This window comes from Flavobacterium luminosum, assembly GCF_023635005.1.
Classification (GTDB): domain Bacteria; phylum Bacteroidota; class Bacteroidia; order Flavobacteriales; family Flavobacteriaceae; genus Flavobacterium; species Flavobacterium luminosum.
The window spans coordinates 77,823-96,871 of record NZ_JAMLJM010000004.1 but is presented as its reverse complement, the minus strand read 5'-3'; the positions used below and the strand labels follow the sequence as shown (position 1 = coordinate 96,871).

Sequence of the window (19,049 nt, the reverse complement as noted above, 5' to 3'; positions counted from 1 at the left end):
AGATAATAACTGTAAAAAATACATGAAGATTCTATTTGTATCCATACCCAACCACCATTTCTTTCAATGGGCGAACCAATTAAAAGATTCAGGACATGAAGTGTATTGGTTTGACATCACAGATGGGGCAGGTTTTTCCTCTAAAATAGATTGGGTTACTCAATATGCGGGTTGGAAAATAAAATGGAATTATCCTTTTCGACACCGTGTTAAAAAATATTTTCCTCAGTGGTATTCTTGGATCCAAAATAGAAACGAGCGTTCCGCGGCTAAGGTTTTTTCTCGTTTAGTTGAAAGAATACAACCGGATGTGATTCATGTGTTTGAAATGCAATTAGCAGGGTACCCCATATTTTCTGTTTTACAGAAATACGCAGCGATTCCATTAATCTATTCCTCTTGGGGAAGTGATATGTTTCAATATGAACGCTTAGGATTAACCACGACTTTTGTGCAACGGTTTTTACAACGAGTTGATTTTTTAATTACAGATTGTCATCGGGATCATGATAAAGCTTTATCCTTAGGGTTTAAGAATACTTTTTTGGGAGTGTTTCCTGGCAATGGTGGAATACATTTCTTACAAGAGGCGATCCAGCCACAAACACAACGAAAGTATATTATGGTAAAAGGCTATGAGGATGGGGTGGGTAAAGCATTGGTGATTCTAAAAGCCATGGCGCATTATATACCACAAATTTTAGAGGAATATAAACTGATAGTCTATAGTGCAGATGAACCGGTATTGAAATATCTGGGGGCATCAGCGTATTACCAAAAAGTACAGCCTATGGTTTTTCCCAGAAATCAGCACCAACCCAATGAACAAATTTTAACTCTTATGGGGCAATCGGCTTTACATGTTGCGAGCAGTGTTTCTGATGGAATGCCCAATGTGGTACTAGAGGCTATGGGAATGGGCGCTTTCCCAATTCAATCCAATCCAGGACAAGTAACAGAAGAAGTAATTCAGCACGGTAAAAATGGTTTGTTGATTGCATTTCCTGAAAGCGAGGAAGAGATAGCGAATTTGATGAGGCAAGCCATTACCAACAGTACATTAAGAGAGGAAGCACAAGAATACAATGTAAATTTCATGCATTCACAGTACGAGCGAGATCAACTTCGAGCAAAAATAGTAGCTTTGTATTCTCAAATTTTACAATAATGGAGTTTTCGTATCTCATAGTTACCAATAATCGTGTCGCTGATTTGTCTAAAACGTTAGATACAATCTACTCCTCCATTGACTTGCAAAAGGAAGAAGTACTAGTGTATATTGATGCTTGTGAAGCGACAGAACTACTTCGGACTAGTTATCCTTGGGTACGTTGGTTTTCAGGTACTAAAAAAATATCAGCTTCTCCCGCAAGAGCTTTTCTGTATCCTAAAGCATTGGGAACTTATTTGATTGGTTTAGATGATGATGCTCATATTATAACCAGTAATCATAAAGAGGTTCTCCGTACATTATTCAGTAATTCAAAAGTGGGTATATTGGCCTTTAAGGAGGTGAAAGGAATTTTTGAATCGGATGTTGAGGCTTTAGAGGAAGTAGGAACAAAAGTATGGTGTTATCCAACAAATGATTTCATTGGTTGTGGTTTTGCAATAAGAAAAGAAGTTTATGATGCAACTAGAGGTTTTCCCACTTGGGTAGATATTTATGGAGAAGAACCATGTTTATCCTTTGAAGTACTTGATTTAGGCTATGAAATCTGGTTTACGAATCAAATAGCGGTGAATCATCGAATAGATAGAGACAAACGTAAACTACAAGGGAAAAATTATTTTCGCTTTGAAAAGCAGTTACAAAATTCTTTTTTTACCTTCTTGAATTATTATCCTCAACCTTTTTTACCTATTGTAAAATTATTCTATCATAATTTTAAGAAATATGCTTTGCAAGATGGCACCTATTTTAGGTTGTATTTTAAAGTAATCGCGAATATTATTTTGAATTATCAACAGAAAAAAAAGTTTAGAAAACCAATTTCGGTAAAAACATTAGATAAAATTAGGGCTCTTAAATCTTTAACTTATTAGGACATGCTATTCAACACTTTTACGTTTGCTTGGTTTTTTCCACTAGTTTTTGTTTTGTATTGGTTGTTACAAAAGAAAGATTTAAAGTGGCAAAACGGCTTGTTAATCGTGGCGAGTTATTATTTCTATGCGTGTTGGAATTGGAAGTTTTTGTTCTTATTGATTTTTTCGACAGCTTTGGATTATGCCTCAGGGATTCAAATTGAGAAGAGTACTTCTGAAAAAAAGAGAAAGTTTTGGTTTTGGTTGAGTATTTTGATCAATTTAGGTTTTTTAGGGGTTTTTAAGTATTACAATTTCTTTGTGGATTCGTTGGTGGAATTATTCGCCTCTTTCGGTGTTTCGTTACACCTTGCTACATTACAAGTGTTACTTCCGGTAGGGATTTCTTTTTATACGTTTCACGGCCTGTCCTATGTGATTGACATTTACAAACGCCGCATTGCCGCGGAAAGAGATTTTGTGGTGTATAGTTTGTTTGTCTCGTATTTTCCCTTGTTGGTGGCGGGTCCTATTGAACGGGCTACACACTTGTTGCCTCAGTTGAAACAAAAAAGAATCTTTACCTACGAACAAGGTGTCTCTGGTTTGCGACAAATTTTATGGGGTTTGTTTAAAAAGATAGTGATTGCGGATACTTGTGCACAGTATGCCAATCCTATTTTTAATAATCCAGAGGCGTATTCGGGAAGTACGCTCTTTATGGGGGCTTTATTTTTTACTTTTCAAATCTATGGCGATTTTTCAGGGTATTCTGATATTGCTTTGGGGACTTCCAGATTGTTAGGGATTGAACTCTTGAAGAATTTTTCATTTCCGTATTTTTCAAGGGATATTGCGGAGTTCTGGCGTCGTTGGCACATTTCTCTATCCACTTGGTTTAAAGATTATGTATACATTCCATTAGGGGGAAGTCAGGGTGGTCGTTGGATGCAAATTCGCAATACGTTTATTATCTTTTTAGTCAGTGGTTTTTGGCACGGAGCCAATTGGACATTTATTGCGTGGGGTTTTTTAAATGCATTGTATTTTCTCCCTTTGTTGTTAACCAACAAGAATCGTTCTCATGTTGAAATTGTGGCTAATCACTCAATGTTTCCTTCATTCAAAGAAATCATCGGTATGGGGATTACTTTTTTATTAACGGTTTTTGCTTGGATTTTTTTCAGAGCGCCTTCAGTATCCGATGCGTTGTATTTTATTCAGAAGATATGCTCAAAAAGTGTATTACAATGGCCAACGGTAAGACCTACATTTTTAATAGTCTTGTTACTGTTTTTTGTGTTGGTAGAATGGTGGGGGAGAAAAGGTAATTTTGCGCTAGAAAAGCTTTGGGTGAAGCAATCCAGAATCCTTCGTTGGAGTTTGTATCTATTACTTCTAGTTTTATTATTTTTGTTTCAGGGGGAACCGGAAACATTTATTTATTTTCAGTTTTAATGAAAAAATGGGGATTACATATCGCTTTGTTTAGTCTTTGCTTTTTAGTCTTGGATACCGGCTATTTTTGGGTGCTCAAACAGATTCCTGTAAAACAGCCGGACAGAAGATTGGAAAAGCTCATTACAGGAAAAATCAATGCCGATATTCTTATTTTAGGATCTTCACGCGCAGCACATAACCTTTTGGCTGAAGAATTAGAAAAACAAGTACATCAAAGTGCTTTCAATCTTGGGTTCAGAGGAACCAATGTTTCTTTTCATCTGCAAGTGTTACAGTGGTATTTGCAAAAAAATAAGACGCCTAAGATTCTTGTATATGTCGCGGATGTGCCTTTTCTTTTTGATCAAGAAGCCTTAAAATACAGAACCGATTTACTCTTACCATTTGTATGTTATTCAGAATATAACAAAGAGTTAATTCGTCAGGGAGCTTTATCGAAACTGGCTTATGGTTTGAATTTTGCCAAAAGTACTTATCAGACGGCTTTTACTACACCTAGAAAAACCATAGAAAATCATACGGATACGAGAGGTTCTAATCCTTTGCCCGTTGAGAAATATAGAGGCAATGGAGACCATTTTGTGGCTCATAAAAAAATAGTGGAGGATAGCAAGAAAATAGAGGATTTCCAACAATTACAAAAGTTGTGTAAAAAAAATGGAATCCAGTTAGTGGTTGCCATTCCTCCTAATAATGAACCATTGGATGTAGCATTTGTATCAACGTTGAAGGAACAATGTTGGCCTTCTACTGCATGCTACACCTACCAAAGGAAGTATACGACACCCAATCATCGTTACTTTTATGATGTTTCGCACTTAAATCAGTTGGGTGCTAATCTATTTACGCAAGAAATCAGTACATTTTTACTTTTAAATCCATAAATCATGAAAAAAGTAGCCCTTATCCCCTTACGAAAAGGTTCTAAAGGAATTCCAGGAAAAAACAAAAAGAAATTATTAGGACGTCCCTTGTTTTCATGGGTGTTGGGGGCAGCTGTTTTTTCTGATTTGGACGAAGTGTATGTGTTTACGGATGATGAAGAGATTTTGTCTTTTGTCCAAAGAGAGTATGATTGGACCCCAAAAGTGAAGGGCCTTTTACGCAGTGAGATCAATGCCAACGATACAGCGTCCACGGAAAGTGCTATGCTGGAATGGGCAGAGAAAATCAATTACGATTTTGAGGTGTTGTGTTTGTTACAAGCTACATCGCCTTTAACCACTTCACAAGATATTAATAATGCGTTATTCCAAATAACTAATGAAGGAAAAACATCAGCATTAAGTGTGGTAAAAACCCATCGTTTTACTTGGAATGCAGAGGGCACACCCCAAAATTACGATGTTTTTAACCGACCAAGACGACAGGATTTTGAAGGACTTTTAATGGAGAATGGCGCCGTATATGCTACCACTAAAGAGGCTTTCGTGAAAAGTAAAAATAGAGTAAGCGAGAAGATAGGTTTGGTGACCATGCCAGAGGAAACGTTGGTGGAAATTGATAGTCTTTCCGATTGGAATATCGTTGAAAATTTGTTGGCCGAACGTCAAAAAACAGCGAAACGTCAGGAACGAATTAACTATTTAGTTTTAGATGTAGATGGAGTTTTTACAGATGCAGGGGTGTATTATGGTGCAGAAGGAGAGCTGATGAAAAAATTCAACATGCGTGACGGGATGGGACTGGAGATTCTAAGACAAAATCAGGTAGAGGTAGTGGTAATCACTTCTGAAAATTCAGATTTAGTAGCAAAACGCATGCAGAAACTTCAAATCAAACATACCTTTTTAGGAGTTAAAGATAAATATTCATTCCTTCAAAATTTTATAAACCAACAACAAACTTCATGGGCTAATTTGGCCTATGTGGGTGATGATGTAAATGATTTGGCTAATCTTTGCACGGTAGGTTGGTCATTTGCTCCAGCTAATGCGACATCAGTTGTAAAACAACAAGTAGATTTTACGTTATCTCACAATTCTGCCGATGGTGCCATCAGAGAAGTTTGTGAGTGGGTGATGAAGTATAATGCTAGGTTTTAGATTAAATTAATCTCGACTTCGCTCGATTTGACAGAGCAGTGCTTAAGATATGTAATCCTGCTATTGTCACTTCGAGCGCAGTCGAGAACTACTGAAAACCATCTCAGTTCCACTCGATTTGACAAAGCAGTGATTCTTAGAAAATCTAAATTCTACTATTGTCACCCTGAGCTTGCCTGTACTGAGCTTTGTCGAAGTATCGAAGGCTGATGAAAACTATCTCAACTTTACTCAATTTGACAAGTTTTCGACTTTGCTTGATATGATAGCGCAGTAGTGCTTGAGTTATGTGATTTGATTGTTAATAATTTAAATCAAGATTTTGTCAAGTCGAGCGAAGTCGAGACTTTTTTTATTTATTGAATAATTCCTATTTTTACAAATACAAATATACACGCCATGAAAATTTATTATGTATACATCCTCAAATGCTCTGACAGTTCTTATTATGTAGGAATGACTTCAAATCTAGATAAGAGAATCATAGAGCACAACCTCGGAAAATTCCAAAACGCCTATACCTTTACGAGAAGACCAGTGGAACTAGTTTGGTATCAGGATTTTTTAGAGCCTAATCAGGCAATATCTTTTGAAAAGAAAATAAAGAAATGGAGTCGAGCCAAAAAAGAAGCAATCATCCAAGACAATTGGGAGGTCTTACCGAAGTTGTCCGAATGTAAGAATGAGACCCATCATCGAAATAAAGCGTTCGACTCTCACTAGACAATTCAAAATAGACCTCTTATAGTTAAGCTCAGAGAAGATTGCTCAGTCTGAAAGTTTGGTAGAGTAAAAAAGGACTTCGATTGCGCTCAGTCTGACAAAGTAGTTAATAAGAATTTCGTCTAGTATACTCAGTTTAGCAAAATCATCGATATTACAGAAAATTGTTTGTTAAGTTTTAGCCTCTTGTCAGTTCGGAGTTTCTTGTCAGTTCGAGCGAAGTCGAGAACAATAAAAAAGCTTTAGCCTGTCCTGAACTGGTCGAAGGGAAGTCGAGACTCATTTATTAAGTTTTAAAATATAGAATGACTTTGAACCTCTTTTAACAAGTTAAAGAGTATTACTTACTTAGACTGAAAAGTGAGTAAAGTAAAAAATATTTCGACTCCGCTCGACCAGACAGGCTTCTAGTTCATAAATGTCTCAAAGACTTTCAGTTTGTTCACTAAAGCGTTAACCAAATAATAATCCTTTAACATTGTGATTATTCGATAAAATTATTTTTCTTTGTTCATCTAATATAAAAGAAGGATGAATACATACAAAGCCCCTTATGTAATTGCTGAAATAGGTTGTAACCACAAAGGAGAAATGGAAATTGCTAAAGAGTTGATTAAAATCGCTAAGATTTTTAGCAATGCCGATGCAGTAAAATTCCAAAAAAGAAACAACAAAGAATTATTAACGGAAGAACAATACAATGCGCCTCATCCTAATCCTTCCAATTCTTATGGAGAAACCTATGGAGCGCATAGAGAATACCTTGAGTTTGATGTGCATCAACACGCTGAACTAAAAAAATATTGTGAAGATTTAGGAATCGTGTATTCGACTTCTGTTTGGGATACGACCTCAGCAAAAGAAATCGCTTCTTTAGAACCAGAATTCATTAAAATCCCTTCGGCTTGTAATAACAACTACGAGATGTTGGGGTGGTTATGTGATCACTACAAAGGAGAAATTCATATTTCTACTGGGATGACGACAAAAAATGAGACAGATGATTTGGTTAACTTTTTTGTGGATAAGGGAAGAAACCAAGATCTAGTATTGTACAATTGTACGTCGGGGTACCCAGTACCTTTTGAAGACGTTTGTTTGTTAGAGATATATAGGTTAATAGAAAAATATGGGGATAAAGTAAAACACATCGGTTTTTCAGGTCACCATTTAGGAATTGCGGTAGATGTGGCAGCCTATACTTTAGGGGCTAACGTGATTGAACGACACTATACTTTAGACAGAACCTGGAAAGGAACGGACCACGCGGCTTCCTTAGAACCGGAAGGCTTACGTAAATTATGTCGTGATTTAAAAGCGGTCTATAAAGCGTTACGTTTTAAAAGTCAAGACATATTGCCAATAGAGCAAGTGCAAAGAGACAAACTAAAAAACAAGAAGGTATAAGTATGTTTAAAAATACCCTCCGATTGTTCTGGTGGAATGAAATAATTATCCAAGGCAAATCCAAAGAAAATTATGGGGATGTCTTGGGTAAATTTTTAGTAGAAAAAATTTCCGGTAAAAGAGTGATTTTTGCTTGGCCTAAAAAGTTTTCTTTTTTGGATTTTTTTAGTCCAATTTATGTGACTGTTGGCAGTATCTTGGCAAACGTGAACTCTAAATGCATTGTTTGGGGGAGCGGTATCATTAACCGACAAGTAAAAATTAAAAAAGCGAAGTTTTTAGCCGTTCGCGGTCCTCAAACTCGAAAATTCTTAATGGATTTAGGTTATGACGTACCAGAAATATACGGTGACCCTGCATTGTTATTACCACGTTATTTTCATCCAGAAGTTGAAAAAAAATACCGATACGGAATAGTGCCACATTATAACGATTATAAAGTAGTGGAGAAGTGGTTTGAAAATCGCTCCGATATTCATTTAATCGATATGATGACAAATGATATTGAGTCTAAAACGGTCGAGTTTTTGCAATGCGAAAAAATTATTTCTTCTTCTCTACATGGAATAATTATAGCCCATGCTTATGGAATCCCGGCGGTTTGGCAGAAATTTTCAGATAAAGTTTTTGGCGACGATATCAAATACCAAGATTATATGGAATCGGTACATATTCCATTTTATCATCCCGAAATAAAAGCCAAAGCTTATACGGACGATGAGATGGAAAGCTTATTTGAGCAATACAAGACATTGCCTAATTCTCAAGTGGTGGAAGATTTACGAAATGGATTAATGGAGGTCTGTCCTTTTTTAAAAAAAATAGATTGTTTTTGATCCGTTTTTGTTGAAAAATCTTTTCAATACCTTCAGAAATACTATATTTGTTTTCACACGAAATATTAAAAAATGAATAAAAAAGCCTTTGTCTTTTTGCCGGATGGCGTGGGGTTACGCAATTTCGCGTTAACCCATTTTAATCCAATAGGGAAAGCGTTAGGATACGAAATTGTGTATTGGAATAATACACCTTTTAAAATAAAAGAAGAATTAGGGTACGAGGAAGTAAGGATTACGAATCAGGAATTACATCCTTGGACAACCGTTTACACACGTGCCAGAAAACGTTGTGAATTGAACGTCTTTGATAAAAAATTCAATGAAACGGTGTACAATACCTATAATTTTCCACAATCGTACAAGGGAATAAAAAATGCCATTAAAAGTTTGTCTGTCGATTTTCTGGTAGCTACAAAGTCAACCGAGAAAGGGGTGGAACAACTTCGAGCCAAAATTAAAAAATTAGAACGCAGTACTGCGAAATATGAGTATTGTAAAAAGCAATTACTAGAGCACCAACCCGCTATTGTTTTTTGTACCAATCCAAGACCTACCCAAGCCATAGCCCCTATTTTAGCGGCGCAAGATTTAGGAATCCCTACGGCTTCCTTTATTTTTTCTTGGGACAATTTACCCAAAGCGACCACCTTAATAGAACCTGATTTCTATTTTGTGTGGAGTGATTACATGAAAAAGGAATTGTTACAATATTGTCCGTATGTGAATCCCGAGCAAGTTTTTATAACGGGGACTCCTCAATTTGAAAGTCATTTCGATTCACATTTACTGCAAACCAAGGAAGCGTTTTATCAAGAACATCAGCTGGATTTGGACAAAAAATACATTTGTTTTTCAGGTGATGATATCGTGACCTCTCCATTGGATCAGTATTATTTAGAAGATTTAGCCCTTTCAGTTCGAGAGTTGAATCAACAAGGATATAATTTAGGGATTATTTACAGAAAATGTCCGGTAGATTTTACCGACAGATATGAGGCCATTCTAAAACAATACCAGGATGTAATTGTTTCTATTGCTCCTTTGTGGCGACCGGTGGGAAGCAGTTGGAACGAAATCATGCCGACCAAAGAAGATTTTGCGTTACAAGCCAATATCTGCGAGCATACCGAGTTTGTGGGGAATATCGCATCATCTATGGTATTTGATTTTGTAGCACACAATAAATCCTGTTTGTTTTTTGATTATGAGCAACCCCAATTAAAGAAAGGGATTCGTGATATTGGACAAAATTATAAATACATTCATTTCCGTTCGATGCCTTCCAAAGAAGCGGCTTTGTTTGTATACGATAAAAAAGAATTGACGTCGATCGTAAAAGCAATTTTAGAGGGGAAAGTAACGAATGTACCAGTCGGAAAAAAATGGTTTGAGGTCGTGGTCGGCGCCGAACCCACTAAAGCTTCGGAAAAAATTTGGGAAGGAATCAATGCAATTCTAAAATAAGATTATGTTTTTCAACTCTTTATCCTTCGCCCTATTTTTACCCATCGTTTTTATATTGTATTGGTTGGTTTTCAATAAAAACAAAACCACTCAAAATACGCTCTTAATTGTAGCGAGTTATTATTTTTATTCCTGTTGGGATTGGCGTTTTTTGTTTTTGTTGGTGTTTTCTACTTTACTGGATTATTCCAGTGCGATCATGATGGAAAACAGCACTTCCGACAGAAAACGAAAGTTTTGGTTGTGGTTGACCATTGGGATTAATTTAGGGTTCCTGGGAGTTTTTAAGTACTATGATTTCTTTGCCCAATCCTTTGCCGATTTACTCAATGGTTTCGGGTTTCAGGTCAATCCGGTTTTGTTAAAATTAATCCTACCAGTAGGGATTTCGTTTTATACCTTCCATGGTTTATCCTATGTGATTGATATTTACTACAAGCGCATCACTGCCGAGCGTAATTTTGTGGACTATTCCTTGTTTGTGAGTTATTTTCCTTTGTTGGTGGCGGGACCGATTGAACGGGCAACGCATTTGTTACCACAAGTGAAAGTGAAACGGGAATTCAATTTTGAAAAAGCCAAAGAAGGGGTATATCAAATCCTTTGGGGATTAGTTAAAAAAGTGGTCATTGCCGATAGCTGTGCCACCTATGCGAATGCGGTTTTTGACAATTACGAATCCATGAATTCCTTGTCTTTAGCCTTAGGAGCGGTCTATTTTGCTTTTCAAATCTATGGCGATTTTTCAGGATATTCGGATATAGCCTTAGGAACGTCTAAATTATTCGGTATTGATTTGCTGAAGAATTTCAATTATCCCTATTTCTCTAGAGACATAGCCGAGTTTTGGCGTCGTTGGCATATCTCCTTATCATCGTGGTTCCGCGATTATTTGTACATTCCTTTAGGAGGAAGTAAAGGGGGGATGATGATGAAAGTACGCAATACGTTTATCATTTTTCTGGTGAGCGGCTTTTGGCATGGAGCCAATTGGACCTTTATCGTTTGGGGTTTGTTGAATGCGATTTATTTCCTGCCGCTACTGTTACAAAACAAGAATCGCTCTAATATGGGGGAAATTGAAATGGGTTGGAATAGAGCGAGTGTGAAAACCCTAGTAAGTATTTTAGGAACTTTTGCAATCACTTGCTTGGCTTGGATTTTCTTCCGTGCGAAATCCATATCCGAAGCTTTAGGGTATATAAAAAGGATGGTCACCGATTTTCATTTTGAAAGTCAATACTTAAATAACGAACGTTACAACTATGAATTGTTGTTGTTAGTATTCGTATTTGTGGGAGTAGAATGGTGGAATCGCTCTAAAGTAGAACCATTGTCCGGAAAAGGCAGCTGGGTAAAAGTCAGTTTGGCCCTGATGGCTTTATTGGCTTTAGGAGTGTATTCGGATTACAAAGAATTTATTTATTTCCAGTTCTAATGAAGTCATTTTTAGTATTTATCGCAAAAATTTTGCTCTTGCTTTTGCTCGTGGCAGTCGCTTTGGATTTTGTGTATACGACTGTTTTTGCAGCGTCTGAAAATCGAAATAAGGTCGAAAAGGTTATTAATTCGAAACCTCAAAATTATGATGTGATTATTTTAGGAACGTCAAGAGCAAACAATCATTTTGTGCCGGAATTATTCGAACAACAAGGCTTGAAAACCTTTAATTATGGGATGAGTGGCTCGCACTTATTCGAAGCGTCGTTGTTACTGAAATTGATGGTGGAACGCGGTTGGGACATCAAACAGATCCTCTTGGAAACCGATTTGAATTTATCCAACGAAAAAAGAGATCCCGGAACCAGTGCATGGATGATGCCTTTTTTACACCGTTCCGAAACCATTCGGGAGCATTACTACAAGGAACCGGATTTTAACCAACTCTATTACATCCCGTTTTATCGCTATATCGAGTTTGACAATCGCATAGGCTTTAGAGCCTTATGGAAAACCGCAACACAGCAGCCTACGGTGTTCCTGAAGAATCAAGGCTATTACCCACTGCCCAATACTAGTAAAGGGAACATGAAAAACAATATTAAGGCACTGCGCCCTCTGCGAAACCGCTATTACGAAGAGATTAAAGATATTTGCCGAAAAAACAACATCCAATTGATTGCGGTTACCACACCGATGTGTGAGAATACGGAAGGGATGGAGTATTTTAGCAAAGTAAAGCAGTTGTATCCTGAAATCAGGGAATACGAACAAGCGGTACAAGGTGATGAATACTTTTCTTCCTGTGGGCATTTGAATGATAGGGGGGCAAGAAAGTTCACGGAAATAATTATTAATGATTTGTTGAAGAAGAAATGAAAATAGCTTTTCTTACACCCGAATACCCTCATCCTGAAGTGAAGCACGCCGCCGGTTTAGGGACTAGTATAAAAAACCTAGCCGAGGCTTTGGTGGCGCAAGGGGTTCAGGTAACGGTTTTAGTGTATGGGCAATCCCGTGATGTTGTTTTTGAAGAAAAAGGAATCGTATTCCATTTGATAGCAGATAAAAAATACCGATTCGGCAAATGGTTTTTCTATCGAAAATACCTCCAAAACTATACAAATAAGGTGATACAAAAAGAAGGGATCGATTTGATCGAAGCACCGGATTGGACAGGAATTACTGCTTTTATGCGGTTTAAAGTCCCCTTGGTGATTCGTTTTCATGGAAGTGATACGTATTTTTGTCATTTGGAGCAACGCCACCAAAAATGGAAAAACCGCTGGTTTGAAACCATAGCGGTTCGGAGGGCTCAGGCATATATAGCTCCCACAAAATATGCAGGGGAAGTTTCGGCAAAATTGTTTGGACTGTCTGAACAACAGGTAAAAACCATTCATTATGGATTGGATTTGACACAATTTCAAAATGAAAAACCAGAGTATTTTGAAAAAGGACTGATCCTATACATAGGAACGATAATCAGAAAAAAAGGTGTTTTGGAGCTCCCTTCCATTTTTAATCTGGTCAGAAAACAATGTCCAGAGGCTCGATTGGTGTTGGTAGGAAGTGATTCAGCCGACATTCAAAGCGGCAGCGCTTCTACTTGGGAATTGGTAGAACAACAGTGTAACGAAGAAGACCGAGCCTATGTTACTTATCTAGGGAAAATACCGTATAACGAGGTGCAAGAGTATATGAAGAAAGCAAATGTTTGCGTCTTTCCTACTTATGCAGAAACCTTGGGGATGGTGACCATCGAATCGATGGCAATGCAAAAACCGGTGGTGAACAGCAGTTTGGGGTGGGCCCAAGAATTGATGGAAGACGGGAAGAGTGGTTTTCTAGTACATCCTTCGCATCATGAGGAGTATGCGCATCGGATTATTACATTGCTAAAAGAGGAGGCATTATGCAGAGAAATGGGAGTGGCAGCAAATACCTTTGTAACACAGAGATTTGATATCCAAAAAATAGTAAAGGAAAATATTCGGTTTTACAAAACAATACTATGATTGTACTACTTCACAATTTTTCAACAGTTACCGATATAGTCGGCGTTGAGCACGAAAAGGTAAAGACGGAATGTCTAGGAAAGCCTATGGCATTTAGCCTTTACAAAGTAGCGGAGTACTTTCCAGACAAAATAGTAGTTTGGTGTTACAAGGAGTTGTATGCTCAAGTAGATTTTGATTTTATTGTAAGGGCTTTTCCGCACAATCGGTATATGTATTCATTCAATCCTTCGGGGAATTTTTTCCCGGATGCCATAGGGTATATTGAAGAATCTCCCTATATTAAGGTCAATAAAAAGGTTCACTATCCTACTTGGCAAATGAGTAGCGTGGTAGGAGCAATACATTCGAGTACTATTTTAAAGATATCAAAATCATTTTGGGAAAAAAGGGAACATTTTGATTGGGTTTTGAGTGCTGTAGCGAAACAGTATCAACCGTTGGGGATGTTCTGCTATTCAGAGCCTCAACTTTTAAAGGATCCGATGCTTTCATTATCCTTTCCTAAAGCCAATGCGGTGGAATTGTTTTCCTTTGTAGCTCAGCATTACAAATGGGTATGGAAGCATTTTCTAGTGTTGAGTATGGGTATCTATGATAAGAAATTCCCTTTAGCGGCTTGGGTATTGTCTTTTTTTAAGAAACAAGGAAGCACTTCTGATGAAGCCTTGTCATTTGATCATAACCCAATAACGATAGATTGGGAGCAAGAAACGATAGACGTCATCATTCCCACCATTGGAAGAAAAACGTATCTAAGGGATGTGCTAAAGGATTTGAGTGTACAGACCCATCTGCCCAAAAATGTGATTATAGTAGAACAAAATCCACAAGAAGGCAGTGTTTCAGAACTAGATTATTTAGAGAGCGAGTCATGGCCTTTTTCGATTCGGCATATTTTTACCCATCAAACCGGTGCCTGTCAGGCTAGAAATAGAGCATTAGAATGGGTAGAAAGTAAGTGGTGTTTTTTAAATGATGATGACAACAGATTTGATTCTAATTTACTTAAAAATGCGATTCTTAATTTAAGACAATTAGAGGTACAAGCGATTATAACCTATTATCCTGTAAAATCAGAAGTCCAAAAATATTTTCATATCAGCCAAACGACTATTTTTGGATCTGGAAATGCTTTTGTAAACTCTAATGTTTTAAAGTTTATCCGATTCAATCTTAAATTAGAATTTGGTTATGGGGAGGATACTGAATTTGGTTTGCAGTTGAGGAATAAAGGGGTGGATGTGATTTACATCCCGGATCTTAAAATCTTACATCTTAAAGCTCCAATAGGAGGGTTTAGGACAAAATTTGTTCATCCTTGGAGTAATGAAAGCATCCAGCCAAAACCTTCTCCTACTATTATGTTTGTAAAACAAAAATTCAGTACAAAACATCAAATTTTAGGATATAAAATACGATTGTTTTTTAAAACTCATAAATATAAAATTTGGAAATTTTCAAGTTTTCAGAAACAATGGCAACAAAGTGAATATTGGGTTAAAACATTATAAGAAATGCTCCTAAGGAAAATAAAAAACAGATTTTTAAAATTTAACACACATCCATTAACGAAAACGAATCCTTATGGAGCGCTTTTTAGGTATTTGCTTTTTAATATAACAGCAAAAATAAACAATCGCCCTAGAATATATAATTGGATCAATGGGTTGAAATTTTTGGCTCAGAGGGGGGATGCAGGAATAGTGCCTAATATCTATTTTAAACTTTTTGATTATGAGGATTCTAGATTTGTTTTGGATAACTTAGGAGAAAAGGATGTTTTTATAGATGTAGGGGCTAATGTGGGGCACTTTACAATGTTAGCGGCTTCGAAAAAGTGCAAAGTCTATGCTTTTGAACCTGTGCCTTCAACCTATGAAAAATTGATAAAAAATATTGAATTAAATAATTTAAAAGTTTGTGCATTAAATAAAGGGGTAGGGGCAGAAAAGGGTATTTTAAATTTCTCTACTCAGAGAGGAGTGATGAATAGTGTTGTTTTTGATGCAACAATTGCTTCTCTAGAAATAGAAGTAGTAAAATTAGATGAGGCATTAAAATCGATGGAACCCTCAATGATTAAAATAGATGTTGAAGGCTTTGAATGGTTTGTTTTACAAGGAGCAAAAGATTTGTTAGAAAACAAAAAATTAAAGTATATTTTAATAGAGTTGAATAATTCTGGGATTAAGTTTTCAATTCAAGATGAACTAATTCATAAATTTTTAGTTGATAAAGGATTTTATCCTCATCAGTATGATTTTGAGAGTAAAAAACTGAATCAAATCACTGATTATCGACGAGATAAGTTTAATACGCTTTATGTAAGAAATCATGCTTAAATTCTATACCCTTACCCAAGAGATTACACCGGAGCATCGCAGACGGATTTTTCCTTTGCTTTTTGATTGGTGCTATCTCGAAGATGCAGAACTAAGAAATCATTTTCAACAAGTAGCAACCCTCGAAGAAGCTGAGGTTGCGATATTACCTATCGATTTAGGGTATTATTTGAAGCATGGCCAAAAGAAAGAAGAGGAGAGATTTATTCAATCAGCCAAGGAAGCCCATAAAAAAGTTTGGGTATACAGTGGCGGTGATTTTGGCACGACTTTATCTGAAGAGGTGACTACGTTTAGACTGGGTGGTTTTCACAGCAAGATGAATGCGAATACTAATGTAATGCCCTCTTTTATCAATGATCCGTATGAAGTGCTATTGACAGGTACTTGGTTTCCTTTAACAAAGACAGAAAAACCAACAATTGGCTTTGTGGGAAATGCGGAAGGTTCATTCAATAAATGGCTCAAGGAGTTCTTGATTTATGGTAAACAAAGTCTGAACCGTCTTTTGAAAAAAGATCCTACCGATTGGCAATCTTTTTTTCCGTCCAGCATCATTCGTTTTCAAATGTTGCAAAAAATTAAAGAATCGAGTAGGGTACAGACGGATTTTATTTACCGAAATAAATATAGGGCTGGAGCAACCAACGAAGAAGAAAAAAGGAAAACGTCTTTAGCCTTTTACCAGAATATAGAGAAGAATTTGTATACGTTTTGTTTGAGAGGTTCAGGAAATTTTTCGGTTCGCTTTTATGAGACCTTAATGATGGGGCGAATTCCTTTACTGATCGATACGGATGTTAGATTGCCCTTTCATGACAGGATACAATGGCACCAACATTGTGTGCTAGCAACTAGAGAAAATTATATTGAAAAACTTGTGGATTTTCACCAGCAACATTCGGAGCAAGAATTGAAAAAGATTCAGGAAAGTAATCGTCAATTAGCAAAGGAGGTTTTGAACCGAAAAGCTTATTTTATTGCGATCTCAAAAGAAATAATGTCATCATGAAATTTACACTAATTGTTTGCACTTACAAACGTCCCCATGCTTTAGGGAATTTATTGGCTTCGGTAAAGTTACAAACGGTATACCCCGATGAAATTTTGATTGTGGATGGTTCGCCGGATGACGCTACACAAAGGATGTTAGAAGCCAATCCTATGGTGCATTTGACCTATTACAAGGTGGATGAGTCGAACAGAGGATTAACGAAACAACGCAATTATGGTATAGCCCGGGTAGCCCCAAGCAGTGAAGTAGTTTGTTTTCTAGATGACGATACGGTGTTGAAGCCAAATTATTTTGAAGCGGTTATTACAGCGTTTCAAAGCAATGAAAAAATAACCGGTGTGGGAGGAGTGGCTGTAAATGAGAACCAATGGGTGCCAATAAATCCTTCTAAAAAGTACAAGAGAAACGAGTTTTTTACTTTGGAAGGATTTGTAGTAAAAGAAGCGCTAAGGAACAAGATAAGAAACGATCTAGGGTTACAATCAAATCTTTTACCGGGGAAAATGCCCGACTATTCGCATGGCAGAACTTGTGGTTATCCTTTAACCGGAAAAAATTATGAAGTGGATTTATTGATAGGAATGTCAATGTCTTTTAGAAAGAAAGTGGTGGATTCCATTTCATTTTCAAAATATTTCGAAGGATACGGTTTATATGAGGATGCCGATTTTAGTATACGGGCGTTACAGTTCGGCAGCAATGTAATTTGTACTCAAGCACAATTAGAACACCACCATGATCCCGCCGGTCGTCCAAATCAATACCATTATGGAAAAATGGTCGTGCGTAACGGCTGGTATGTATGGCGTGTGAAATATCCCTATCCTTCTTTTTCGGCACGATGGAAATGGCACGCCATCACACTTTTATTGACAGCAATCAGAGCTACTAATATCATTACTACCTCAAAAAAGAAAGAGGCGTTTACAGAAACGTTAGGAAGAGTCGTAGGTTGGTGTTCTTTGTTTTGGGATAGGCCTAAGATTTAGTTTCGAGTTTCAGGTTTTAATTTTTGTGGAATTATGAATAGTGATTAACGAATTTTGAATTTTGAATGGGTTGGAACGCGTATTAAACGTGTCTGCTTGGGCGAAGCGCTGATGGAGATAGATTATTTTTCTTATAATACTTTTAAAATAGCCTATTCAAAAGTTTTAAAAAAGCTGTCTCCTTATTTTCAAGAAACAGCTTTTTATTTTTAATTAACTTTTACCAATTCAACGCGACGATTTTTAGCTTTATTTTCGTCTGAATCGTTGGTCACTAAAGGTTTTTCCGAACCAAAACCTATAGCTGATAATCGAGTTTTATCAATCCCTTCTGTAATTAAAGCATTCATCACCGCATTTGCCCGAGCATTAGATAGTTTTTTGTTGTGTACCGCATTCCCTGTATTGTCCGTATGGCCTTCAATCGAAATTTTTATCATTTTATCTTTTTGAAGTGCTTCCGCAATTTGTGTGACCATTTCCTTTCCATCAGTCGTAATATTGGATTTATCGACATCGAAATTAATGTACAAAATCGATTTTCCTTTTTCAGTCAAATCCTTCGCAATAGCATCGGAAGTTACGCGGGTAATGGTTTGTTTAAAAGCTTCTTCCTGAACAATATTTACTATTCCTCCTGCATTATCCGAAGTGAATTGGATATAAATATTCCCTTTGTCCTTAGTTCGAATAATAAAAAACTTGATGTTTTGGTCCCAATACCCCATGTCTCCAGCATCTCCTTTATTAGGGTCTTGTTTGTTGTAATTGTCGTATTCTTCTCGGGTGATTTCGCCATCAAAAACCTTAACCGCTCCGACTGAAAGCAAATAATCTTCCATACTTTTTTCGAAATAACGTTGCGAATATGCTTCGCCACGCACTGCGGAAATATTTGCTTTATACAATTTGCCTTCAAAAGGTGTCATAACCCCCTTGATTGGAAAGAAACAAACATCAAATTTTCTTTGAATAGCCCCTTTGTGAGCTTCTAATCCTTTTGGAAGATGCATAAAAGGGAAATCGCCAATATCGGCAGTAGAAAATGCAATATCTTCAATGTTGAAATTAGCAGCGGTATTTGTTTCTTCTGTTTTTACTTCGTTTGATTCCAAGGTGACTGCTGTGGCATCTGCTGTGCTCTCCTGTTGTTTCGCAGATTGATTACAGGAAACCATCAAGGCGGCTAATCCAAGAATAAAAGCTGTTTTTTTCATTTTTTTACTATTTGTAGGCTAAAGTTTAGTGTTGTATGAATCAAAAAAAGTATTCCAT

17 protein-coding genes are annotated in these 19,049 nt (G+C 36.8%); 16 read left to right on the top strand and 1 reads right to left on the bottom strand.

All coding sequences use genetic code 11. From position 1 onward, the window contains the following. Positions 1–22 precede the first annotated feature (22 nt). The 16 genes from NAT50_RS06930 (at position 23) to NAT50_RS06855 (ending at position 17,774) form a co-directional block, all read left to right on the top strand. Positions 23–1,168 carry a glycosyltransferase family 4 protein gene (locus NAT50_RS06930; RefSeq protein WP_250592496.1) on the top strand — a complete coding sequence of 382 codons (1,146 nt, stop codon included), beginning with the start codon at positions 23–25 and terminating at the stop codon, positions 1,166–1,168. Next, a complete protein-coding gene (locus NAT50_RS06925) occupies positions 1,168–2,046 on the top strand; it encodes a glycosyltransferase family 2 protein (protein WP_250592495.1) in 879 nt (292 codons plus the stop codon). The genes NAT50_RS06930 and NAT50_RS06925 overlap by 1 nt, the downstream gene beginning before the upstream one ends. A 3-nt stretch (positions 2,047–2,049) precedes the next feature. Continuing rightward, entirely contained in the window at positions 2,050–3,486 is a 1,437-nt protein-coding gene (locus NAT50_RS06920) for an MBOAT family O-acyltransferase (protein ID WP_250592494.1), read from the top strand. After that, the gene (locus NAT50_RS06915) at positions 3,486–4,373 is read left to right on the top strand and encodes a DUF1574 domain-containing protein (protein WP_250592493.1); all 888 of its coding nucleotides are present in this window, start codon (positions 3,486–3,488) and stop codon (positions 4,371–4,373) included. The genes NAT50_RS06920 and NAT50_RS06915 overlap by 1 nt, the downstream gene beginning before the upstream one ends. Positions 4,374–4,376: 3 nt before the next feature. After that, positions 4,377–5,534: an acylneuraminate cytidylyltransferase gene (locus tag NAT50_RS06910; protein WP_250592492.1), complete on the top strand. Its 1,158-nt coding sequence runs from the start codon at positions 4,377–4,379 to the stop codon at positions 5,532–5,534. Positions 5,535–5,933: 399 nt separating this feature from the next. Then, entirely contained in the window at positions 5,934–6,257 is a 324-nt protein-coding gene (locus NAT50_RS06905; RefSeq protein WP_250592491.1) for a GIY-YIG nuclease family protein, read from the top strand. A 531-nt stretch (positions 6,258–6,788) separates the two neighbouring features. Further along, positions 6,789–7,664 (top strand): N-acetylneuraminate synthase family protein, encoded by an 876-nt coding sequence (locus tag NAT50_RS06900; RefSeq protein ID WP_250592490.1) that lies wholly within the window; start codon positions 6,789–6,791, stop codon positions 7,662–7,664. 2 nt (positions 7,665–7,666) lie between these two features. Beyond that, complete coding sequence (locus NAT50_RS06895; protein WP_250592489.1) at positions 7,667–8,500, top strand: polysaccharide pyruvyl transferase family protein; 834 nt, start codon at positions 7,667–7,669, stop codon at positions 8,498–8,500. A 72-nt stretch (positions 8,501–8,572) separates the two neighbouring features. Next, positions 8,573–9,967 (top strand): glycosyltransferase family protein, encoded by a 1,395-nt coding sequence (locus NAT50_RS06890; RefSeq protein ID WP_250592488.1) that lies wholly within the window; start codon positions 8,573–8,575, stop codon positions 9,965–9,967. 4 nt (positions 9,968–9,971) lie between these two features. Further along, the gene (locus tag NAT50_RS06885) at positions 9,972–11,405 is read left to right on the top strand and encodes an MBOAT family O-acyltransferase (protein WP_250592487.1); all 1,434 of its coding nucleotides are present in this window, start codon (positions 9,972–9,974) and stop codon (positions 11,403–11,405) included. Positions 11,406–11,443: 38 nt separating this feature from the next. Continuing rightward, entirely contained in the window at positions 11,444–12,286 is an 843-nt protein-coding gene (locus NAT50_RS06880; protein ID WP_317236675.1) for a hypothetical protein, read from the top strand. Further along, positions 12,283–13,425, top strand: coding sequence for a glycosyltransferase family 4 protein (locus NAT50_RS06875; protein WP_250592485.1), 1,143 nt, complete (start codon positions 12,283–12,285; stop codon positions 13,423–13,425). Before NAT50_RS06880 ends, NAT50_RS06875 begins: the two co-directional genes overlap by 4 nt. Then, the gene (locus tag NAT50_RS06870) at positions 13,422–14,939 is read left to right on the top strand and encodes a glycosyltransferase family 2 protein (protein ID WP_250592484.1); all 1,518 of its coding nucleotides are present in this window, start codon (positions 13,422–13,424) and stop codon (positions 14,937–14,939) included. Before NAT50_RS06875 ends, NAT50_RS06870 begins: the two co-directional genes overlap by 4 nt. A gap of 3 nt (positions 14,940–14,942) precedes the next feature. Continuing rightward, the gene (locus NAT50_RS06865) at positions 14,943–15,770 is read left to right on the top strand and encodes an FkbM family methyltransferase (protein WP_250592483.1); all 828 of its coding nucleotides are present in this window, start codon (positions 14,943–14,945) and stop codon (positions 15,768–15,770) included. Then, positions 15,763–16,782 carry a glycosyltransferase family 47 protein gene (locus tag NAT50_RS06860; protein ID WP_250592482.1) on the top strand — a complete coding sequence of 340 codons (1,020 nt, stop codon included), beginning with the start codon at positions 15,763–15,765 and terminating at the stop codon, positions 16,780–16,782. Before NAT50_RS06865 ends, NAT50_RS06860 begins: the two co-directional genes overlap by 8 nt. Then, a complete protein-coding gene (locus tag NAT50_RS06855; RefSeq protein WP_250592481.1) occupies positions 16,779–17,774 on the top strand; it encodes a glycosyltransferase family 2 protein in 996 nt (331 codons plus the stop codon). The genes NAT50_RS06860 and NAT50_RS06855 overlap by 4 nt, the downstream gene beginning before the upstream one ends. A gap of 209 nt (positions 17,775–17,983) precedes the next feature. Here the strand turns inward: NAT50_RS06855 and NAT50_RS06850 are convergent, their stop codons facing one another. After that, entirely contained in the window at positions 17,984–18,991 is a 1,008-nt protein-coding gene (locus NAT50_RS06850; RefSeq protein ID WP_250592480.1) for an OmpA family protein, read from the bottom strand. Positions 18,992–19,049 lie beyond the last annotated feature (58 nt).